Source organism: Streptomyces sp. NPDC097981 (genome assembly GCF_040302565.1).
Taxonomy (GTDB): domain Bacteria; phylum Actinomycetota; class Actinomycetes; order Streptomycetales; family Streptomycetaceae; genus Streptomyces.
Map to the genome: position 1 here is coordinate 26614 of NZ_JBEORW010000018.1, position 20681 is coordinate 47294.

Annotated in this window: 23 protein-coding genes and 1 pseudogene; 8 read left to right on the forward strand and 16 right to left on the reverse strand. The window is 73.2% G+C overall.

Annotated elements, in window-relative coordinates; all coding sequences use genetic code 11:
- Positions 1-36: 36 nt before the first annotated feature.
- Both ABTY04_RS18850 and ABTY04_RS18855 read right to left on the reverse strand, forming a co-directional pair.
- Positions 37-105, reverse strand: a pseudogene (locus ABTY04_RS18850) (hypothetical protein); the annotation flags it as partial.
- Between the two features lie 150 nt (positions 106-255).
- Positions 256-900, reverse strand: a complete 645-nt coding sequence (locus ABTY04_RS18855) for a TetR/AcrR family transcriptional regulator (protein WP_352214462.1) — start codon at positions 898-900, stop codon at positions 256-258.
- Positions 901-986: 86 nt separating this feature from the next.
- Here ABTY04_RS18855 and ABTY04_RS18860 point away from each other — a divergent pair, with 86 nt between their 5' ends.
- The 3 genes from ABTY04_RS18860 (at position 987) to ABTY04_RS18870 (ending at position 3263) form a co-directional block, all read left to right on the forward strand.
- Positions 987-2138, forward strand: coding sequence for an acyl-CoA dehydrogenase family protein (locus ABTY04_RS18860; protein ID WP_352214463.1), 1152 nt, complete (start codon positions 987-989; stop codon positions 2136-2138).
- A gap of 59 nt (positions 2139-2197) precedes the next feature.
- Positions 2198-2488, forward strand: a complete 291-nt coding sequence (locus tag ABTY04_RS18865; RefSeq protein ID WP_352214464.1) for a YiaA/YiaB family inner membrane protein — start codon at positions 2198-2200, stop codon at positions 2486-2488.
- A 91-nt stretch (positions 2489-2579) separates the two neighbouring features.
- On the forward strand, positions 2580-3263 hold the full coding sequence (locus ABTY04_RS18870; RefSeq protein ID WP_352214465.1) for a TetR/AcrR family transcriptional regulator: 684 nt from the start codon (positions 2580-2582) through the stop codon (positions 3261-3263).
- Here ABTY04_RS18870 and ABTY04_RS18875 read toward each other — a convergent pair.
- The gene (locus ABTY04_RS18875) at positions 3254-3715 is read right to left on the reverse strand and encodes a MaoC family dehydratase (protein ID WP_352214466.1); all 462 of its coding nucleotides are present in this window, start codon (positions 3713-3715) and stop codon (positions 3254-3256) included. The two genes, ABTY04_RS18870 and ABTY04_RS18875, sit on opposite strands and share 10 nt — an antisense overlap.
- A 112-nt stretch (positions 3716-3827) precedes the next feature.
- Here ABTY04_RS18875 and soxR point away from each other — a divergent pair, with 112 nt between their 5' ends.
- On the forward strand, positions 3828-4271 hold the full coding sequence (gene soxR / locus ABTY04_RS18880) for a redox-sensitive transcriptional activator SoxR (protein ID WP_352214467.1): 444 nt from the start codon (positions 3828-3830) through the stop codon (positions 4269-4271).
- On the opposite strand, the gene ABTY04_RS18885 is transcribed toward soxR, so the two are convergent.
- The 4 genes from ABTY04_RS18885 to ABTY04_RS18900 form a co-directional block, all read right to left on the reverse strand.
- Entirely contained in the window at positions 4200-5018 is an 819-nt protein-coding gene (locus ABTY04_RS18885) for a 3-keto-5-aminohexanoate cleavage protein (RefSeq protein ID WP_352214468.1), read from the reverse strand. The two genes, soxR and ABTY04_RS18885, sit on opposite strands and share 72 nt — an antisense overlap.
- Before the next feature lie 29 nt (positions 5019-5047).
- Entirely contained in the window at positions 5048-5674 is a 627-nt protein-coding gene (locus tag ABTY04_RS18890) for a hypothetical protein (protein WP_352214469.1), read from the reverse strand.
- A 151-nt stretch (positions 5675-5825) separates the two neighbouring features.
- On the reverse strand, positions 5826-7193 hold the full coding sequence (locus ABTY04_RS18895; RefSeq protein WP_352214470.1) for a serine-threonine protein kinase: 1368 nt from the start codon (positions 7191-7193) through the stop codon (positions 5826-5828).
- Between the two features lie 85 nt (positions 7194-7278).
- Entirely contained in the window at positions 7279-8595 is a 1317-nt protein-coding gene (locus ABTY04_RS18900; protein ID WP_352214471.1) for an exo-beta-N-acetylmuramidase NamZ family protein, read from the reverse strand.
- Positions 8596-8665: 70 nt separating this feature from the next.
- On the opposite strand from ABTY04_RS18900, the gene ABTY04_RS18905 reads away from it, so the two are divergent.
- The 3 genes from ABTY04_RS18905 to ABTY04_RS18915 all read left to right on the forward strand — a co-directional run bounded on the left by ABTY04_RS18905 (position 8666) and on the right by ABTY04_RS18915 (position 11821).
- Positions 8666-9445 carry an SDR family oxidoreductase gene (locus tag ABTY04_RS18905; RefSeq protein WP_352214472.1) on the forward strand — a complete coding sequence of 260 codons (780 nt, stop codon included), beginning with the start codon at positions 8666-8668 and terminating at the stop codon, positions 9443-9445.
- On the forward strand, positions 9430-11139 hold the full coding sequence (locus tag ABTY04_RS18910; RefSeq protein ID WP_502996668.1) for a class I adenylate-forming enzyme family protein: 1710 nt from the start codon (positions 9430-9432) through the stop codon (positions 11137-11139). Before ABTY04_RS18905 ends, ABTY04_RS18910 begins: the two co-directional genes overlap by 16 nt.
- 76 nt (positions 11140-11215) lie before the next feature.
- Positions 11216-11821: a TetR/AcrR family transcriptional regulator gene (locus tag ABTY04_RS18915; RefSeq protein WP_352214474.1), complete on the forward strand. Its 606-nt coding sequence runs from the start codon at positions 11216-11218 to the stop codon at positions 11819-11821.
- 42 nt (positions 11822-11863) lie between these two features.
- On the opposite strand, the gene ABTY04_RS18920 is transcribed toward ABTY04_RS18915, so the two are convergent.
- The 8 genes from ABTY04_RS18920 to ABTY04_RS18955 all read right to left on the reverse strand — a co-directional run bounded on the left by ABTY04_RS18920 (position 11864) and on the right by ABTY04_RS18955 (position 18335).
- Entirely contained in the window at positions 11864-13063 is a 1200-nt protein-coding gene (locus tag ABTY04_RS18920) for a S8 family peptidase (protein WP_352214475.1), read from the reverse strand.
- Positions 13064-13252: 189 nt separating this feature from the next.
- On the reverse strand, positions 13253-14482 hold the full coding sequence (locus ABTY04_RS18925) for an acyl-CoA dehydrogenase family protein (protein WP_352214476.1): 1230 nt from the start codon (positions 14480-14482) through the stop codon (positions 13253-13255).
- Between the two features lie 9 nt (positions 14483-14491).
- Complete coding sequence (locus ABTY04_RS18930; RefSeq protein ID WP_352214477.1) at positions 14492-15535, reverse strand: phosphotransferase family protein; 1044 nt, start codon at positions 15533-15535, stop codon at positions 14492-14494.
- A gap of 135 nt (positions 15536-15670) precedes the next feature.
- Positions 15671-16582 carry an MBL fold metallo-hydrolase gene (locus ABTY04_RS18935; RefSeq protein ID WP_352214478.1) on the reverse strand — a complete coding sequence of 304 codons (912 nt, stop codon included), beginning with the start codon at positions 16580-16582 and terminating at the stop codon, positions 15671-15673.
- Between the two features lie 128 nt (positions 16583-16710).
- Entirely contained in the window at positions 16711-17007 is a 297-nt protein-coding gene (locus tag ABTY04_RS18940; protein WP_352214479.1) for a hypothetical protein, read from the reverse strand.
- A gap of 81 nt (positions 17008-17088) precedes the next feature.
- Positions 17089-17409 carry a DUF202 domain-containing protein gene (locus ABTY04_RS18945; protein WP_352214480.1) on the reverse strand — a complete coding sequence of 107 codons (321 nt, stop codon included), beginning with the start codon at positions 17407-17409 and terminating at the stop codon, positions 17089-17091.
- On the reverse strand, positions 17406-17804 hold the full coding sequence (locus tag ABTY04_RS18950) for a YidH family protein (protein ID WP_352214481.1): 399 nt from the start codon (positions 17802-17804) through the stop codon (positions 17406-17408). The genes ABTY04_RS18945 and ABTY04_RS18950 overlap by 4 nt, the downstream gene beginning before the upstream one ends.
- A gap of 9 nt (positions 17805-17813) precedes the next feature.
- Complete coding sequence (locus ABTY04_RS18955) at positions 17814-18335, reverse strand: NUDIX hydrolase (protein ID WP_502996669.1); 522 nt, start codon at positions 18333-18335, stop codon at positions 17814-17816.
- A gap of 85 nt (positions 18336-18420) precedes the next feature.
- On the opposite strand from ABTY04_RS18955, the gene ABTY04_RS18960 reads away from it, so the two are divergent.
- Positions 18421-20076 (forward strand): FAD-binding dehydrogenase, encoded by a 1656-nt coding sequence (locus tag ABTY04_RS18960; RefSeq protein ID WP_352214483.1) that lies wholly within the window; start codon positions 18421-18423, stop codon positions 20074-20076.
- A gap of 67 nt (positions 20077-20143) precedes the next feature.
- On the opposite strand, the gene ABTY04_RS18965 is transcribed toward ABTY04_RS18960, so the two are convergent.
- On the reverse strand, positions 20144-20575 hold the full coding sequence (locus tag ABTY04_RS18965) for an ASCH domain-containing protein (RefSeq protein WP_352214484.1): 432 nt from the start codon (positions 20573-20575) through the stop codon (positions 20144-20146).
- Positions 20576-20681 lie beyond the last annotated feature (106 nt).

Genomic DNA, 20681 nt, shown 5'->3' on the forward strand with positions numbered 1-20681 from the left:
GGCCGAGACCAGCGCGCCCTCGGCCGCGAGCCGCAGTGCGACCGCCCGGCCGATCCCGCGCGAACCGCCCGTCACCAGCGCCGTCTTGCTGTTCAGCATGCCCATGGCCCTGCCGCTCAGCGGCCGGTCCTCGGTGGATCCGGCGTCGGGGCCACCGTGGCCGGGGCGGCTCACCGCCCGCTCACCGGACCCGCCGCCCGTATGCGCATGCGGCTCACCGCCGGCCACCGGGCCCGGTTTCCCGCCGGCCGGTGCTCAGGGCTCGGGCATTGCCGCGTACTGGAGGGCCAGCCCGTCCAGCAGGGCAGCCAGGCCCGTCTCGAAGGCGCCCTCGTCCACCTCGCGCCGGCGTTCGGCCAGCAGGTGGGCCCGGCCCAGGTGCGGGTAGTCCGCCGGGTCGTAGGCCGCCTCGTCGTCCACGAAACCCCCGGCGAAGGAGCCCACCGCCGAGCCCAGGATGAAGTAGCGCATCAGTGCGCCGATCCGGGTCGCCTGCGCCGGGGGCCAGCCGGCGGCCGTCATCGCACCGAACACCGCGTCCGCCACCCGCAGGCCGGCCGGACGCCGGCCCGGGCCGCGCGCCAGCACCGGCACGATGTTCGGATGGTCGGACAGCGCGTCCCGGTACGAGTGCGCCCAGTCGTGCAGGGCGCCCCGCCAGTCCCGGCCCGATCCCGGCTCGAACATCGACAGGTCGACCCGCGCGCTCACCGCGTCCGCGACCGCGTCCAGGATCTCGTCCTTCGTGCGGAAGTGGTTGTAGAGGGAGGGGCCGCTGACCCCCAGCGCGGCGGCCAGCCGCCGCGTCGACACCGCCTCCAGCCCCTCCGCGTCCACCAGCGCGCCCGCCGCCTCGACGATGCGGTCTCGGCTGAGGAGGGGCTTGCGCGGTCTGGCCATGCGCCACATAGTAGGGCCTGCCCGCCATAAACTACCGGTGCTAGTTAAAGCGCGCCGGTCCACGCCGCCACACCCGGAGGTGCCCGGTGAATCTGGAGCTGAGCGAGGAACAGGAGGCCGTACGCCGCCTCGCCCGCGAGTTCACCGCGCGCGAGATCGCCCCGTACGCCGCCGCGTGGGACCGCGCCGAGAGCGTGGACCGGGCCATCGTGAAGAAGCTCGGCGACCTCGGCTTCCTGGGCCTGACCGTCCCCGAGGAGTACGGCGGCTCCGGCGGCGACCACCTGACCTACGTCCTCGTCACCGAGGAGCTCGGCCGCGGCGACTCGGCCGTGCGCGGCATCGTCTCCGTCTCCCTCGGCCTCGTCGCCAAGACCGTCGCCGCCTGGGGGAGCGAGGAGCAGAAGCGGGCCTGGCTGCCCCGCCTCTGCTCCGGCGAGGCGCTCGGCTGCTTCGGCCTGACCGAGCCCGGCACCGGCTCCGACGCGGGCAACCTCACCACCCGCGCCGTGCGCGAGGGGGACGCGTACGTCATCAGCGGCAGCAAGATGTTCATCACCAACGGCACCTGGGCCGACGTGGTCCTCCTCTTCGCCCGCACGGGCGACGCGCCCGGCCACCGTGGCGTCTCCGCCTTCCTCGTCCCCGCCGACGCCCCCGGACTCACCCGCCGTGAGATCCACGGCAAGCTCGGCCTGCGCGGCCAGGCCACCGCCGAACTCGCCCTCGACGGTGTCCGCGTCCCCGCCTCCACGATGCTCGGCCCCGAGGGCAAGGGCTTCTCCGTGGCGATGTCCGCACTGGCCAAGGGCCGGATGTCGGTCGCCGCCGGGTGTGTCGGCATCGCGCAGGCGGCCCTGGACGCGGCCGTCTCGTACGCCGCCCAGCGCGAGCAGTTCGGCAAGCCCATCGCCCACCACCAGCTCGTCCAGGAGCTGATCGCCGACATCTCGGTCGACGTGGACGCAGCCCGGCTGCTGACCTGGCGGGTGGCCGACCTCGTCGACCGCGGGCAGCCCTTCGCCACCGAGTCCTCCACGGCCAAGCTCTTCGCCTCCGAGGCCGCCGTGCGCGCCGCGAGCAACGCCCTCCAGGTGCACGGGGGTTACGGCTACACCGACGAGTACCCGGCCGGCAAGCTGCTGCGCGACGCCCGCGTGATGACCCTGTACGAGGGCACCAGCCAGATCCAGAAACTGCTGATCGGCCGTGCCCGCACCGGGGTCTCCGCGTTCTGAGTACGCATCTGAGTACGTGCGCGGATGTGGCCCCGGTCACGCCGTCCCATGCTGGGCCCATGAACGAGACACCGGTCAAGCAGCGCAACTCGGCGGCGTACTACGGTCAGGCCGTCGCGTCCTTCGGCATCGCGATCTGCGCCGTGGCCCTGGGGATCTACCACCTCCAGGTGGACGGCTGGGTCCGCGCCTTTCTCGGCATCGCGGTCCTCTACCTCACCACCTCGGCCTTCACCCTCGCCAAGGTGATCCGCGACCGCCAGGAGCTCACCCAGATCGTCAGCCGGGTCGACCAGGCCCGGATGGAGAAGATCATGGCCGACTACGACCCCTTCCAGCCGAAGGTCTGAGCGGCGCGGACCGTGTTGCCCATGTCCGCTAAGCGCTTGCTCACCCTCCGGTAAGGTGTTCCTTCCACAGGACGAAGAGGGTGAGCGAGCGATGGACACCGCGGCGGAGACGACCGGCGGCTACCGGCCGTGGTCCGAGGTCACCCCCGACGCAGCGCGGCGGCTGCTCGTCGCCGCCGTCGAGGCGTTCGCGGAGCGCGGGTACCACGCCACCACCACGCGTGACATCGCAGGACGGGCCGGGATGAGCCCGGCCGCGCTCTACATCCACTACAAGACCAAGGAAGAGCTGCTCCACCGGATCAGCCGGATCGGCCACGACAAGGCCCTGGAGATCCTGGAGACCGCCGCTTCCGGCCCCGGCTCGGCCGCCGAGCGGCTCGACGCCGCCGTACGGTCCTTCGTGCTGTGGCACGCGGCGCACCACACCACCGCGCGCGTGGTCCAGTACGAGCTCGACGCCCTCGCCCCGGAGCACCGCTCCGAGATCGTGGAACTGCGCCGGCAGAGCGACGCCGCCATACGGCGCATCCTCGCCGACGGGGTCGCGGCAGGGGAGTTCGACGTGCCGGACGTCCCCGGCACCACCCTCGCCGTGCTGTCCCTGTGCATCGACGTGGCCCGCTGGTTCAACGCGGCCGGTCGTCGCACGCCCGACGAGGTCGGCGCGCTCTACGCCGACCTCGTCCTGCGCATGGTGGGCGCGGCCCCGGACGTCCCCGGCGCGACCGCCGGGCCTGCGGCGCCTGCCGCGCCCGCCGCGCCTCAGAAGTAGTAGCGCGACACCGACTCCGCGACGCACACCGGCTTGTCGCCGCCCTCGCGTTCGACCGTGACCGTCGCCGCGACCTGGACTCCGCCGCCCGCCTCCGTGACCTCCGTGATCACGGCGCTGGCGCGCAGCCGCGAGCCGACCGGCACGGGTGCCGGGAAACGCACCTTGTCCGTGCCGTAGTTGATGCCCATCCTCATGCCCTCGACCCGCATGATCTGCGGAACCAGGCTCGGCAGCAGGGACAGTGTCAGATAGCCGTGGGCGATGGTGGAGCCGAAGGGCCCGTCCGCGGCCCGCTCGGGGTCCACGTGGATCCACTGGTGGTCGCCCGTGGCATCGGCGAACAGGTCGATCCGCTTCTGGTCCACCTCCAGCCACCCGCTCGGGCCGAGCGGTTCCCCGATCCCTGCGTGCAGCTCCTCGGCGGACGTGAAGATCCTCGGCTCGGCCATGCCTGCCCCTCTCCCTGGCGAATAAGCGCTTGCTCAGCATGCTGCGGTCGCATGTATCTGTCAACGACTCGTCTGTCAACGAATGTCGGACCGGCCGACTACCCTCGGCCTCGTGCCGCAGATTCCCGAGAAAGTCCACGAGCTCACCGTCGGCCAGCTGTCCGCCCGCAGCGGCGCGGCCGTGTCCGCGCTGCACTTCTACGAGACCAAGGGCCTGATCAGCAGCCGCCGCACCGCCGGCAACCAGCGCCGCTACAGCCGCGACGCACTGCGCCGGGTGGCCTTCGTGCGCGCCGCACAGCGCGTCGGCATCCCGCTCGCCGCCATCCGCGATGCACTCGCCCAGCTCCCCGAGGAGCGCACCCCCAACCGCGAGGACTGGGCCCGGCTTTCCGAGACCTGGCACGCCGAGCTGGACCAGCGGATCACCCAGCTGATGCGCCTGCGCGACCACTTGACCGACTGCATCGGCTGCGGCTGCCTCTCACTGCAGAACTGCGCCCTGTCCAACCCGGACGACGTCTTCGGCGACCACTTCACCGGCTCCAGACTCTAGGCCGCCCAAGCGCGCCCGTCCGGCGGCGACCAACTCCCGGGCCACCGCCACCAGCTCGGCGTTCGACCGGGCCGGCCGCCCGTCCGGCAGGTGCAGTACGTCGCCCACGCCGATCCGCGCGCCCGCACCGCACCGCGCGGCCAGCCGCAGCACCGGCCAGGCGGCGGCCTCCCGACCGAACAGCAGCAGTGGCGGCGCCGGCGGCAGCCACCGCAGCCCGGCCACCAGCGCCGGATCGGCCTCGGCAAGCTCCACCGCCAGCCGGATCCGCGCCGGGTCCCGTACCGGCCAGGCCAGGAACCGCTCCAGCGGCCCCGCCCCCGGCCCGCCGTCCTCCCGATCCAGCGGAACCGCCGCGTCCACTGCGACGCCCCGCGCCAGCAGCGCCTCGGCCAGCTCCTCGGCCCCCGGCTCCGCGAAATGCACCACCGCCCGGTCCGGCAGCACCCGCCACGACCGGACCCGCTCCAGCCGCCCCGCCGGATCGGGCTCGGCCCCGACGCCCGCGGACACCGAAAGCGGTACGGAGACCCCCGCGCCCCGCAATGCCTCCAGCAGCGGCCCGACGACCCGGGGCGACAGGCTCTCCCGGCCGCACGGGGTCCGCGGATGGACCAGCACCTCCCCGGCCCCGGCTGCGACCGCCCCCAGCGCCGACTCCACCACGTCCTGCGGGGACAGCGGCACCGCGGTGCCGTCGGCGGCGCCGCGCGCACCGTTCACCGACACCGTCACCGACAGCGCCACCGGGCCCGGCTCCCGAAGCCCCCGCAGGCTCATGCCGCCCCGGCCGCAGCCGGATCCGTCACCGAAGCCGAGTCCGCCAGCGCCGGCCTGGGCACGACGATCCCGCAGCCCGCGCACACCGGCCCGTCCCAGGCCCAGGCCCCCTCCCAGCTGCGATGCCCCGCGCGGGGCACCCGTCTCTGCCCGGGCACGTGCGCGGGCCAGCGCAGCTCCTGTTCCCCGCAGACGGGGCAGCCCGTCCCAGGCTCCGACTCCAGTGCCGTGACCAGCCGCCGCAGCACCTCGCCCAGCGTCCCGTCCGGCCGCACGCCCGGATCGGCGCACCGCACCACCGCATCCCCGCTGCCGCCCCACGCCCACTCCGGCCGGCGCAGCCCGTGGTGCTTCTCCCGCCGGCGCCGCTCCGCGAACTGGCGCTCGTACTCCAGCCAGACCGCCCGCGCCTCCTCCAGCTCCTCCAGCGCCGCGACCAGCCGCTGCGGATCCGCCGCCCGGTCCTCGGGAGCGATCCCGTGCCGGTCGCACAGGTGCCACCACGTCGCCCGGTGCCCGTACGGAGCGAACCGCTCCAGGCAGCGGCGCAGCGAATGGCGCCGCAGAGCACGGTCATTGCGTGCGTCCCGCACCTGGTACGCCAGACTTCGGAATCCCGCCATCACACCTTCACCTCCGTCGCGCCCACGCCCGCACCGGGGGGCGTCGTACAACGTCGAACGACGACGCACCGTGAGATGTGCCCAACATGCCCGGTCAGCTGCGGGCGCATGCGGGGGCGGTCGAGGCGTACGGGTGGCACATGGCCGGAACTCAGCGCCCCATGCGCCCCGCAGCAACCACGACCCGGGCCAGCTCCTCGTGGCAGATGTCGCTGTGCGCCCCCGAGGGCGGACCGCCGCGACGCACCACGGACCCGGTGTCCACGCTGACGCAACCGGCCTCCGGGACCCCCTCGCGCAGGGCCGTGTCGAGGGTGAGCCTCGGGGCGCCCGGCACCGCCTGTACCCCGTCGTGCCCGATCGCGCCCCACCGCTCGTCGAATCCGAGGAGACCGGCCGAATCCCCTGCCATCCGGGAGGCCAGCGGATAGAAGACCTTGAGGGCCGAGTCGTACGGGGAGTGGCAGGCGACCACGGGGCCGTCGACCCGGCGCTGCATTCCGCGCAGGGCGCCGCCGCTCCCCTTGTCATGGGGGAGCCGGTCGCAGAAGGCGTAATGGGAGAAGGCCCCCTGGAGCAGGGTCACGGACTTCACGTACCGGGCCCCGTCCGGCACCGCGCGCAGGGAGAAGGACACCACCCGGGCCCCGAAGCTGTGGCCTATGAGATGGATCCGCAGGGCCGGGCGCCGGCCCGCCAGTTCGGCCAGCACCGGGCCGAGGCCGTGCTCGCCGACGACCCCGGCCCGCTTCTTCATCTGGTAGTAGGTGGCCTGCCGCAGCAGTTCCTTGGCGCCGTTCCACAGCGCGTGCAGGCCGCCGCCGGGGGAGAGGGCGGGCCCGTCGGCACCCGCGGGCAGCGCGCCCGCCTCGATCAGCCCTTCCGTGAAGGCCCGGCACACCTCCAGCACGTCGTGCGTGAAGACGGCGGGCACGTCCCGGGCGTCCCGCACGGCGGGCCCGGCAACGGGCGCGCCCCCCGGAACCCCCGGATCGGCCGGGTCCGCCGGATCGACCGTGTCCACGCCCGACAGCTCCCGCACCAGCGCACCGAATTCCGTGAACGCCGCCACCGACTCCGGCCGGTCCTCCAGCAGTCCGGCGACCCGGTCCAGCTCCGCCACCCGCCCCGGCCAGAACTCCCCGAGCGCCCGCAGGGTGGCCGGGTCCAGGGCCGTCCCGTGGCCCGGCCCGGCGAGCGCGCCGTGGGGGTCGAAGTCCGGAATCGGCTCGTCCGAGAACCGGATCGAGGGCCATACGACACCCACGTACCCGAGCCGCACCCCCGGCCCCACCAGCCCCGGGAAGGGTGCGTAGAAGCGGTCGAAGAGCCGGGTCGACGTCGACCGGTCGCTGTTCCACCCGTGCGCGAACACCAGCAGGTCGGTGGCCTCCAGCGCGGCCACCGCGTCCCGGGTGCTGCGGTCCACGTCCCCGTCGGCGTCGAAGGTCAGCTCCGCGTACGGACCGACCCCGACCCCGACTCCGATCCCGACGCCTCTGCCCGTTCCGTCCGACATGGGGTCTCCCTCCGCGCGGCCTCTCCGGTGCCGTCCAGCATCCTGCTGCGGCCCCCGCCCGGCCAGACCCGCGACGCCCCCGGATTCACGGGTAGAGCAGGTACCGCCCCCGCACCGCCTCGAACCGCTCCAGCCCCGCCGCCCAGTCGGCCGCGACCTCCTCGACCCCGGCCCCCGCGTCCACCATCCGCCGGACCCGGTCCGAGCCGGTCAGCTGGTCGATCCAGTGGTCGCTGCGCCACGCGAAGCCGCTCCACGTCCGCTTCGCGGTCACCAGCAGCCCGATCCCGGCCCGGACCGGATCGAAGGTCTCCCGGTCGTGCACGATCAGCCGGACCCCGCCGCACACCTTCCCGGCGTACTTGGAGAAGGTCGGCGTGAAATAGGCCTCCCGGAACCAGACCCCGGGCAGCCCCAGGGCCTGGGCCGCCTCCGCCCACCGCCGGCCCACGCCCTCCGCGCCGAGCACCTCGAAGGGCGTCGTCGTCCCGCGCCCCTCGGACAGGTTGGTGCCCTCGAACAGGCAGGTGCCGGCGTACGCGAGGGCCGTGTCCGGCGTCGGCATGTTCGGGCTCGGCGGCACCCAGGGCAGCCCGGTCGCCCCGAAGAAGGAGTCCCGCCGCCACCCGGACATCCGCACGGTGGTCAGCGCGACCGGTTGCGCGCCCAGGAACTCCCGGTTGAACAGCAGGGCCAGCTCGGCCACCGTCATCCCGTGCGCGAGCGCGATCGGCTCCCGGCCCACACCGCTCGCGTACGCGCGCTCCAGCACGGGCCCGGCGGCCCGCCTGCCGCCCACCGGGTTCGGCCGGTCCAGTACGACCACCGCCTTGCCGGCCAGCGCGGCCGCGCGCATGCAGTCGTAAAGGGTCCAGATGTAGGTGTAGAAGCGCACTCCGACGTCCTGGATGTCGAAGACGAGGGTGTCGATCCCGGCCGCCGTGAACACGTCCGCGAGTTTCTGCCCGCTCTTGTCGTACGTGTCGTACACCGGCAGCCCGGTCGCCGGATCGCGCCCGGCCGCCTCGGAACCGCCCGCCTGCGCCGTCCCGCGGAACCCGTGCTCCGGTCCGAACACCGCCACCAGGTCCACCCGGGCGTCCGCGTGCAGTACGTCGACCAGGTGGCGGGCGTCGGCGGTGATCCCGGTGGGGTTGGTGACCACCCCGACCCGCCGGCCGGCGAGCACCCCGTAGCCGTCCGCGGCGAGCTGCTCGAAGCCGGTGCGCACGCGGCCTGCGGCCGGCGGAGCCGGGTCCGCCGCAGGGCCCGCCGCCGGGTGTGCCGCCGGTTCCACCGACGGGTCCGGTCCCCGGCCGGGCGCCGCGCCCACCGCCCCGAGGCCCCCCAGGGCCACCGCCGTCCCCGCCAGTCCCAGCAACCCCCGTCGTGACAGCGTCATCCGGCCACGCTAGGGGCCGGCCCTCTTCCCCCCCGACATACCGACCGGTTAGTCTGCCCGGCATCCGGCCATGAAAGGTGATCCCGTGAGCGCGTACCAGGACCAGCGAGTCGTCGTCACCGGCGCGGGCGGCGGCATCGGCGCCGCCCTCGCCCACCGCTTCGCCGCCGAGGGGGCCACCGTGGTGGTCAACGACCTCGACGCCGCCAAGGCCGCCGCCGTCGCGGGCGCGATCGGCGACCGGGCGATCCCGGTCCCGGGTGACGCCTCGGCCGTCGTGAAGGAGGCCCGAGAGGCCCTCGGCGGCCGGGTGGACGTCTACTGCGCGAACGCGGGACTCGCCTCGGGCGGCGACGCGTTCGCCGACGAGGCCGTGTGGGAGGCGGCCTGGGACACCAATGTCATGGCGCACGTCCGCGCAGCCCGGCTGCTGCTGCCCGACTGGCTGGAACGCGGCAGCGGGCGCTTCGTGTCCACGGTGTCGGCCGCCGGGCTGCTGACCATGATCGGGGCGGCGCCGTACAGTGTCACCAAGCACGGTGCGCTCGCCTTCGCGGAGTGGCTCTCGCTGACCTACCGCCACCGCGGCGTACAGGTCCACGCCATCTGCCCGCAGGGGGTGCGCACCGACATGCTGACGGCCGCGGGCTCGGCGGGCGAACTCGTCCTCGCGCCGACCGCGATCGAGCCGGAAGCGGTTGCGGACGCACTGTTCGAGGGCATGGAGAAGGGCCGGTTCTTGATCCTCCCGCACCCCGAGGTCGCGGACTTCTACGCCGCCCGCGCCACCGAACCGGACCGCTGGCTCGCCGGCATGAACCACCTCCAGCAGAAATGGGAGACCAGGTGAGCCGGCCCTCCCGCTACGCCGCCAAGCCGTGGCTCGGACTGCTCAGCCCGGCCCAGCGCGCCCCCGTCTCCCCGCCGCCCAGCCTGCTGCACGCCTTCCGCGCCGCCGTGGCCCGGGCCCCCGAGCGCACCGCGCTGGCCTATTTCGACGGCCGCATCGGCTACGCGGAGACCGACGCGCTCTCCGACTCCGTCGCCGGCCACCTCGCCGCGCACGGCATCGGCCGCGGGGACCGGGTCGCCGTCATGCTCCAGAACACCCCGCACTTCGTGCTGGCCGTGCTGGCCGCCTGGAAGGCGGGGGCGGTGGTCGTCCCGCTCAACCCCATGTACAAATCCGGTGAAGTGGGGCACATCCTGCGCGACTCCGGGGCCGCCGCGCTGGTCTGCGACGGCCGCGCGTGGTCGGCGTACCTGGCCGAGGCCGTCCGCGGCACGGCCGTACGGGTCGTCCTGACCGCCTCGGAACGCGACTTCCAGACCCGGAACGACCCGCGCTTCTTCGCCCCGGCCGAGCCGGGCCCCGCCGTGCCGGGTGCCGATCCGGCGCCGGCGGGCGCAGCCGGACCGGCCCCGGCCGACCTGACCGCCGTGGCCCGCCGGGGCCGCCCCGCCCCGCCGGACCCCGGTCTCACCGCCGCCGACACCGCGCTCATCAGCTACACCTCCGGTACCAGCGGCACCCCCAAGGGGGCCATGAACCCGCACGGCGCGCTCACCCACAACGCCGTACGGCAGGTCACCGGACACCCGCTCCCCGAGGGCGCCACGTATTTCGCCCTCGCGCCCCTCTTCCACATCACCGGCATGGTCTGCGAGCTCGGCGCCTGCTTCGCCAACGCCGGCACCCTCGTCCTCGCCCACCGGTTCGACGCGGGCGTCGTCCTCGACGCCTTCCTCGAACACCGCCCCGCCTACACCGTCGGCCCCGCGACGGCCTTCATGGCCCTGGCCGCCCACCCCGACGCCACCCCGGACCACTTCGCCTCGTTCCGGGTGATCTCCTCCGGCGGTGCCCCGCTCCCGCCCGCCCTCGTCGAACGCCTCCGCGCCGCCTTCGGCTTCTACCTGCGCAACGGTTACGGCCTCACCGAGTGCACCGCCCCCTGCGCCTCGGTGCCCGTGCACCTCGAAGCCCCCGTGGACCCCGCCTCCGGCACCCTCTCCGTGGGCCTGCCCGGCGCCGACACCCTCGTACGGATCCTGGACGAGCACGGCGGCGAGGTGCCCTTCGGCGAGACCGGCGAGATAGCCGTCCGCGGGCCCCAGGTCGTCCCCGGCTACTGGGGGCTGCCCGAGGACACCGCCAAGGCCTTCCCGGACGGCGAACTGCGCACGGGTGACGTCGGGTTCATGGACGCGGACGGCTGGCTCTACGTCGTCGACCGCAAGAAGGACATGATCAACGCCTCCGGGTTCAAGGTCTGGCCGCGCGAGGTCGAGGACGTCCTCTACACCCACCCCGCCGTACGCGAGGCGGCCGTGGTCGGCATCCCGGACCCGTACCGGGGCGAGAGCGTGAAGGCGTACGTCAGCCTCCGCCCCGGCACCACGGCCGAACCGCAGGAGCTGTCCGCGTATTGCGCCGCCCGCATCGCCGCCTACAAATACCCGCGCGAAGTGGAGATCCTGCCTGTCCTGCCGAAGACGACGAGTGGCAAGATCCTGCGACGGGAACTGCGCGACCGCGGCTGAAAACAGCCGTACGGTCGTACAGCCGGCCGCACAGCTGGTCATACCGACAAGGGAACAGGAAGGGAAGGTCAGCGCCATGGCTGCCAGGACCACGGAGCCCGAAGGCACGCACGAAGCCCCGGTGCCGCAGCGGCTGCTGGCCGTCGCCACCCGGCTGTTCGCCGAGCGCGGCTACGACCGCACCTCCGTACAGGAGATCGTCGAGGCGGCCGGGGTCACCAAGGGCGCGCTCTACCACTACTTCGGGTCCAAGGACGACCTGCTGCACGAGGTGTACGCGCGGATGCTGCGCCTCCAGCAGCAGCGCCTCGACGCGGTGGCCGATTCCGACGCCCCGGTCGAGGAGCGGCTGCGCGCCGCGGCCGCCGACGTCGTGGTCACCACCATCGAGAACCTCGACGACGCGGCGATCTTCTTCCGGTCGATGCACCAGCTCAGCCCGGAGAAGTTCAAGCAGGTACGGGCCGAGCGCAGGCGCTACCACGAGCGTTTCCGGGCGCTGGTCGAGGAAGGCCAGCGCACCGGGGTGTTCTCCACCGCCACCCCCGCGGACCTGGTGGTGGACTACCACTTCGGCTCCGTCCACCACCTGTCCACCTGGTACCGGGCGGACGGCCCGCTCACGCCGCAGCAGGTCGCCGATCACCTCGCCGACCTGCTGCTGCGCGCGCTGCGGCCGTAGCCCGCTCCCGGGCCCGACGGGCCACCCGCTACGGGGCAGGGGCTACGGGGTGACCTTCAGCAGCTTGTTCGGCGTGCCCGCCGACGGGTTGGTCACCGCCCCCGAGGTGGCCGCCGACGTCAGCGCCGAGGCCGCCTGCGCCGGCGTCGCGGACGGGTGCCCGGCCAGGTAGACGGCCGCGGCGCCCGCAACGTGCGGGGTGGCCATGGACGTGCCCGAGATGGTCTTGGTCCCGGAGTCGCTGTCGTTCCAGTCGGACGTGATGTCCGAGCCCGGCGCGTACAGGTCCACCACGGAGCCGAAGTTGGAGAACGGGGACTGCGCGTCGTCGATGGTGCTCGACGCCACGGTGATCGCCTCGGGGACCCGGCCGGGGGAGCCCTTCCCGGCGTCGCCCGCGTCGTTGCCCGCCGCGACGGCGAAGGTGACACCGGAGGCGATCGCCCGGCGCACCGCCTCGTCGAGCGCCTCGTCCGCGCCGCCGCCCAGGCTCATGTTGGCCACCGAGGGCCCCGAGTGGTGCTGCGCGACCCAGTCGATCCCGGCGACGACCTGCTCGGTGGTGCCGGAGCCGTTGTCGTCCAGGACCCGCACCGCGACCAGCTTCGCCTTCTTGGCCACGCCGTGCGCGGTCCCCGCGATGGTGCCGGCGACGTGCGTGCCGTGCCCGTTGCCGTCGTCGGCGCTGTTGTCGTTGTCCACCGCGTCGAAGCCGGACGTGGCGCGGCCGCCGAAGTCCTTGTGGGTCGTGCGTATGCCGGTGTCGATGACGTACGCCGTCACCCCCTCGCCGGCGCTGTCGGGGTAGTTGTACTTCTTGTCCCCCGCCTTCGCGGTCTGGTCGATCCGGTCCAGGCCCCATGAGGGCGGGTTGTCCTGCGTGGCGTTGATCGTGAACTTCTTGTTCTGCACGACTTTGCCGACGGCCGGGTCCGCGGCGAGGCGCTTGGCCTGGGTCTCGCTCAGGCCGGAGGCCGAGAAACCGTTGACCCCGGAGCCGTAGGTGCGCTTGATCTCGCCCCCGTACTTGCGGGCGAGCTGTTCCTTGTTCGCGGACGCGTCGAGTATGACGACGTAACTCCCGCTGATCGCGCCGGGCGCGCCGAGGCCGTAGACGGTGCCCTCGGCCGGTGCCGCCGCCCCCGCGAAGGGGGAGGCGTACAGGGCCGCGGCGGCCGCGGTGGCGGCTCCCGTGGCCACTGCTGCGTACCGTAAACCGCGCGAGCGCTTGTGAGTTGCCATCTGGGGGGTTCTCCTCGTGTTGACGTGTGGGGCGTCAAAGCTTCTGGAGAACCCTGTTCCGATTGACAGGCGCAAATCAAGAACGTACCGGCGGTTCGGGGTTGTTCAACAAGGTTTCTTGAAAGGCCCCCCGCATCACGTTCACCATGCACGCATGTTCACCCGAACTCCTGCACGATTCCCACATGTTCACGTGCGGCCCGCGTACTTCTTCAGCTCCCGGTGGGCCAGCGAGCGCTGGTGCACCTCGTCCGGTCCGTCCGCCAGCCGCAGCGTCCGCGCCGCCGCCCACAGCTCCGCCAGCGGGAAGTCCTGGCTCACCCCGCCCGCGCCGTGCAGCTGCACCGCGTCGTCGAGGATCCGCACCACGGCCCGCGGGGTCGCGATCTTGATGGCCTGGATCTCGGTGTGCGCACCCCGGTTGCCGACCGTGTCCATCAGCCAGGCCGTCTTCAGCACGAGCAGGCGCAGCTGCTCCACCGTGACCCGGGCGTCCGCGATCCAGTTCTGCACGACCCCCTGCGCGGCCAGCTCCTTGCCGAAGGCCGTACGGCCCACCGCACGCCGGCACATCAGCTCGATCGCCCGCTCCGCCATGCCGATCAGCCGCATGCAGTGGTGGATCCGGCCCGGGCCGAGCCGTGCCTGGGCTATCGCGAAGCCGGTGCCCTCCTCGCCGATCAGGTTCGCGGCGGGGACGCGGGCCCCGTCGAAGACCACCTCGGCGTGGCCGCCGTGGTCGTGGTCCTCGTACCCGTACACGGTCATCGCCCGGCGGACCTCGACGCCCGGGGTGTCGCGCGGGACCAGGATCATCGACTGCTGGCGGCGCGGATCGGCGCCTTCCGGGTCGGTCTTGCCCATGACGATGAAGATCTTGCAGTCCGGGTTCATGGCCCCGGAGATGAACCACTTGCGGCCGGTGATCACGTACTCGTCCCCGCTCGCCGAACGCTCGATGCGGGTCTCGATGTTCGTCGCGTCCGAGGAGGCCACGTCCGGCTCCGTCATCGCGAACGCGGACCGGATCTCGCCCGCCAGCAGCGGCTGGAGCCACTGCTTCTTCTGCTCCTCGTCGCCGAACTGCGCGAGCAGCTCCATGTTCCCGGTGTCCGGTGCCGCGCAGTTGGTCGCCATCGGCGCCAGGTGCGGGCTGCGGCCGGTGATCTCGGCGAGCGGGGCGTACTGGAGGTTGGTCAGCCCGGCGCCGTGCTCGGCATCCGGGAGGAAGAGGTTCCACAGGCCCTGGCGGCGTGCTTCGGCCTTCAGCTCACCGAAGACGGCCGGGGTGTCCCAGGGCGAGGCCAGCCGCGCGCGCTGCTCGGCGGCGACGGGCTCCGCCGGGTGGACGTACTCCTCCATGAACGCGAGCAGCCGTTCGCGGAGTTCCTCGGTCCGGGCGTCGAATGCGAAATCCATGGGTGTGCCTCAGCCTTCCTGGAGGGTGGTCAGACCGTGCTCGATGAAGACCGGGACCAGTTCGCCGATCCGGTCGAAGCCCGCGCCCACCGTCTGCCCGAGCGTGTAGCGGTAGTGGATGCCTTCGAGGATCACCGCGAGCTTGAACCAGGCGAACGCGGTGTACCAGGCGATCGCACCGGTGTCCCGGCCGGAGCGGGCGGCGTACCGCTCGATCAGTTCGGCCGGCGCCGGATGGCCGGGCGCACCGCTCGTCGTGCTGACCGGGGAATCGGTCAGCCCCAGGTCCGAGCTGTACATCACCAGCAGCCCGAGGTCGGTCAGCGGATCGCCGAGCGTGGACATCTCCCAGTCCAGGACCGCCCGGATCGTGTCGTCGGGGCCGCCGATCAGCACGTTGTCAAGCCGGAAGTCACCGTGTACCACGGTCGGGGCGGGGGAGTCGGGCAGGGCGCGCCCGAGCGCGCCGTGCAGCTCGTCGATGCCCGCGAGCTCGCGCCCCCGGGAGGCCGCGAGCTGCTTGCCCCAGCGGCGCAGCTGCCGGTCGAGGAAGCCCTCGGGCCGGCCGAAGTCCCCCAGGCCCACGGCCTGCGGATCCACCGCGTGCAGATCGACCAGGGTGTCCACCAGGCCCAGGACCGCGCGCCGGGTGCGCTCGGGTCCGATCGCGGCGAGCTGGCCGGCCGTCCGGTACGGCACCCCGTCCACGTACTCCATGACGTAGAACGGCGCCCCGAGGACCGACTCGTCCTCGCACAGCAGCACCGGTTCGGGCACCGGCACGGCCGTTCCGTGCAGTGCCCGGATCACCCGGTGCTCGCGCCGCATGTCGTGCGCCGTGGCCAGGACGTGGCCCAGCGGCGGCCGGCGCACCACCCAGCGGGCGGTCCCGTCGGTGATCTCGTACGTGAGGTTCGACCGGCCGCCCTCGATCAGCCGGCCGCGCAGCGCCCCGGCCACGAGCCCCGGCCGGACCCGGTCGAGATGACCGCGCAGCCGCTCCAGATCAAGGCCCCGGGGGGCGGCCGAAGCGGACGCTGACGCTGAGGTCATGGTGCGCACCTCCGTACGGAGTTGACGAAGACGAGAACGGACGAGAGACATCATGCCGACCAGTCGGTATGTCGTCCAGTGCGCGAGGACGCGGAATGCGGGCCGGAGGGGAATCCTCCGGCCCGCGCGCCCGGCTCACGCGTGGCAGAGGATCGGCGTCCCGCCGTTCATCACGGTCATGTCCTGGAGCACGGCCAGTATGTTCAGCGGCGCCCCTTCCGGCTCGCCGGCCAGCTCCGCGTACGCCCGGTGCAGGTTCGCCACCAGCCGCTCGCTCTCCCGCCAGGCCGCGAACTCGCCTAGATCGGCCCCGCGCGCCACCTCCAGGGGGGTCAGCCCCTTCGCCCGGCCCTCCCGGGCGAGCTCGGCCACGTACCGCAGGTAGCGCCCGGTGGACTCGTAGGCCGACGGGTCGGTCAGCGGACCGTGTCCCGGCACGACGGTCTCCGCGTCCAGCGAGCGCAGCAGCTCCAGCGCCCGCAGCGAACCGGCGAGCGAGCCCATCGCCAGGAACGGCGTGCCCCCGGCAAAGACCAGGTCGCCGGTGAAGACGACCCGCCGGCGCGGCAGGAACACGATCGAGTCCCCGGTGGTGTGCGCGACGCCCGGGTGGATGACCCGGACCTCCGTCTCGCCGAGGTGGAAGGTCATCCGGTCGCTGTACGTGAGGTCCGGCGCGGTGATCTCTATCGCGCCGAAGTCGGTCGCCGGCCAGATCATCTCCAGCTGGTGCCCGGCGGCGATCTGCTCGGTGCGCGCGTTGTCGTGCCCGAGGATCAGCGCCTCGGGGGCGAAGACGGCGTTGCCGTAGGTGTGGTCGCCGTGGTGGTGGGTGTTGACGACCGTGCGCGGCAGCGGCACCCCGGCCGCCACGACCGCGTCGCGCAGCGCCAGGGCCCGCCGCTCGGTGGCGGCGGTGTCGATGAGCAGGGTCTGGCCGCCGTCGCTCACGAACCCGGCGTTGTTGAGGCACCAGCCGCCGTCCGGCTGGACGTAGGCGTACACCCCGGCCGCGGGCTGGACGAGGTACGGCTCTTCAGCGGTCATGCGTGCTCTCCCCGGTTCGCTCTGACAAGCGGTCAGCATCCTGCCAGCCGCGGCGGCGCCGGGGGAGGGCGGGGGGCCGGCGGGCGAGCCCGGCCGGCGAGCCCGGCCGGCGGTCCGCGGCCGGTCCGTCAGTGGTCGTCGTAGTGCCCGTCGTGTGCGGCGTGCCGGTGCCCGTCGTGCACGTAGTCCACGTGGTCGCCGTGCGGGACCGCCTCGTGCCCGCAGGCCGGTCCGTGGTCGTGGTCGTGGTCCGCGTGTGCGGTGTGCCCCGACGGCTCGCATTCGTCCCAGTGCCCGGAGTGCTCGCGGTGCAGATGGCCGTCGTGCGCGTAGTCGAGGTGGTCGCCGTGGTCCACCTCGGTGTGGCCGCAGCCGGGTCCGTGGGCGTGCTCGTGCGTGAGGTGTTCCTGGTGCGTGGTCGTCATGTGCCGAGGCTAGTGCGGAACATCCCTTATAGCCCGTTATACCCGAGTGGCGCGAACAAGCCGGATCATCCGACCGGCCGTTCAGAAGATGAGCGCCACTGCGAAGACCGACAGCGCCACCGTGCACGCCACCGCCGCCAGCGTCCACCGCGGCGCGAGCCCCGGCGGCCGGTCCGCCGCCAGCTGCCGCATCCGCCGGTGCGCCACCCCCAGGAACGCCAGCCAGATCAGCGCGATGACCGCCACCCCGACCACCTCCACCGGCGAGCCCGACCCGCGCAGCGCCTGCCGCAGCGCCAGCACCGCCGTCACCGAGCACGCCAGCGTCGTACGCCGCCATGCGAGCCGGGTCCGTTCGGGCTGGAGGCCCGCGTCGCGGCCCGTCGTGCCGGAGGCCGTCACCGCCCGTTCGTCCAGCCCATCAGCACCACCAGCACCATCGACACCGCGACCAGCCCCACCCCCAGGCTCAGCACCACCGGGAACCGCGACAGCGGCAGGTCCTCGCCGCGCCGCATCGCCCGTTCGCACCGCACCCAGTGGTTCACCGCCCGCAGCGCACAGGCCGCTCCCACCGCCAGCAGGGCCAGGGCCATGCCCACCCGCACGCCCCAGCGCAGGTCCGGCAGGAACTGGTCCACCGCGAAACCGCCGCCGACCAGGGCGAGGGCGGTCCGGATCCAGGCCAGGAAGGTCCGCTCGTTGGCCAGCGAGAACCGGTAGTCGGGGGTCTCGCCCTCGTCTCTCAGCCGCTGCGGCGCGAACCAGAGGCGCACGTCCTTGACGAAGTCGATCACCTGATCAATCTACTGGGGGGACTCCCGGTGCGCGCGCAGCCGCCGGTACGCCTCCAGCCCGTCCGGCACCCATTCCCACTCCCCGTCCGCGACCCGCGCCGCCAGCTCCTCCTCGGAGAGCCACGCGTGCCAGGCCACCTCCGACTCCTGCGGCCGCACGGGCAGGTCGCAGCGCACCTCGTGCACGTACGACCACCAGGCCCCGCCCGGCCCCTCGTACAGGAACTTGAACAGCGGCACCGGCTGCGCCAGCCCCGCCACGCCCAGTTCCTCCCCGGCCTCCCGCAGCGCGGCCTGCGCGTAGCTCTCGCCGGCGCCCACCACCCCGCCCACGAACATGTCGTAGGCCGAGGGGAAGACCAGCTTCGACGCCGTCCGCCGGTGCACGAAGATCCGCCCCTGCGCGTCCCTGGCCTGCACGAACACACACCGGTGGAGCAGCCCGCCCGCGTACACCTCGCCCCGCGGCGCCTGCCCCGTCACCCGGTCGTCCCGGTCCACCACGTCCAGCACTTCATCAGCAGCACTCACACGGCTCATCCAACCACCGCTGTTGACTGGTTACCGCCCCGTAGCCAAGGATCTGCCCCACCACCGACCGGAGGACGGGTTCGCCATGACGTACGACGCAGACGTGATCGTGATCGGCGCCGGGCTGGCGGGCCTCGCGGCCACCGCCGAGCTCGTCGACGCGGGCCGCAAGGTCATCCTGCTCGACCAGGAGCCCGAGCAGTCGATCGGCGGCCAGGCGCACTGGTCCTTCGGCGGGCTGTTCTTCGTGGACTCGCCCGAACAGCGGCGGATGCGGATCAAGGACAGCCGCGAGCTCGCCCTCCAGGACTGGCGGGGCACCGCCGGCTTCGACCGCGAGGAGGACGCCTGGCCGCGCCGCTGGGCCGAGGCCTACGTCGACTTCGCGGCCGGTGAGAAACGGCCCTGGCTGCACGCCCAGGGCGTCCGCTTCTTCCCCGTGGTCGGCTGGGCCGAACGCGGCGGCTACGACGCGGGCGGCCCCGGGAACTCCGTCCCCCGCTTCCACATCACCTGGGGTACCGGGCCCGGCCTGGTCGCCCCCTTCGAGCGCCGCGTACGGGCCGGGGCGGCCCGCGGCCTGGTCCGGCCGAAGTTCCGCCACCGGGTCACCGGGCTCGCCCGCACCGGCGGCACGCTCGACACGGTCACCGGCGAGATCCTGGCGCCGTCCGGTGCCGTACGGGGCACGGCGAGCGGGCGCGAGGCCGTCGGGGAGTTCTCCCTCCGGGCCCAGGCCGTGATCGTGACCAGCGGCGGGATCGGCGGCAACCACGACCTCGTGCGCAGACAGTGGCCGGCCCGCCTCGGCACGCCGCCGCAGCGGATGCTCTCCGGGGTCCCCGCGCACGTCGACGGCCTGATGCTGGGCATCGCGGAGGAGGCCGGAGCCAGCCACATCAACAAGGACCGGATGTGGCACTACACCGAGGGCATCGAGAACTGGAACCCGATCTGGGCCGGGCACGGCATCCGCATCCTGCCCGGCCCGTCCTCGCTCTGGCTGGACGCCACCGGGAAGCGGCTGCCCGTACCGCTCTTCCCCGGGTTCGACACCCTCGGCACCCTCGACCACATCATGAAGACCGGCCACGACCACACCTGGTTCGTGCTCAACCAGCGGATCATCGGCAAGGAGTTCGGCCTCTCGGGCTCCGAGCAGAACCCGGACCTGACCGGCAAGTCGATCCGCGACGTCATCGACCGGGCGCGGCAGGCCGTACCGGGGCCGGTGAAGGCCTTCATGGACAACGGCGCGGACTTCGTCGTGGAACGCGATCTCGCCTCGCTGGTGCGCGGCATGAACGCGGTCACCAAGGAGGACCTGCTCGACGAGGAGACCGTCCGCCGCGAGATCGTGGCCCGCGACCGGGAGATCGCCAACCCGTTCACCAAGGACCTCCAGGTGACGGCCATCCACGGGGCCCGCAGGTACCTCGGCGACAGGCTGATCCGCACCGCCGCCCCGCACCGCATCCTGAACCCGAAGGCGGGCCCGCTGATCGCCGTACGGCTCTCCGTCCTGACCCGCAAGTCCCTCGGCGGCCTGGAGACCGACCTGTCGTCCCGGGTCCTGACCGCGTCCGGCGACCCGCTGCCCGGCCTGTACGCGGCGGGCGAGGCGGCGGGCTTCGGCGGTGGCGGGGTCCACGGCTACCGCGCCCTGGAGGGCACCTTCCTCGGCGGCTGCATCTTCTCCGGCCGCACGGCGGGCCGCGCCGCGGCCGGGGCGGTGGGCTGAGGCGCGGCCGCCGGGCGAGCCCCCGACGCCAGGGCAGGGGCCCCACCCGGACCGGCCGCCGGTCCGGTCAGGGCAGTGGCAGGCGTTCGACGACCCGGAAGCGTTCCGCGACGACCAGCGTGTCGTCGGCCACGGTGAACTCCGGGTCGCCGAGCAGCTCCCGCATCTGCGGACCGTGCCAGTACCGCTCGTGGGAAGAACGCCATTCGGCCACGGACGCGTACCCCTCGCCCTCGTCCAGGGCGTGCCGGAGGTCCACCTCCGCAAGCGGCAGCACCCGTACGTCCGTCACCTCCAGGACGGCCACCGGACGCTCCGCGGAGTCCATGACGGCCATCCGTTCACCCGCCACCGGCAGGGGGTCGCCCGTGACCTCGTGCTCGGTCAGCAACCCCGTCGTCGTGGTCTTCGCGCCGCTCAGCACCGCTGCGACCAGGGTGTCGCGCAGCGGCCCGGGGAAGGCGAACAGGGCGGGCGGGAGATCGTCGTAGCTCGTCATGGGCCCACCCTAGGATCGCCCCCCAGTGGCCGCGATCCCTTTTGGAACGCCCCAACTGGCCGAATGTCCACACCAGTTGAAACGCGCCACGCACTGGACTGGACCT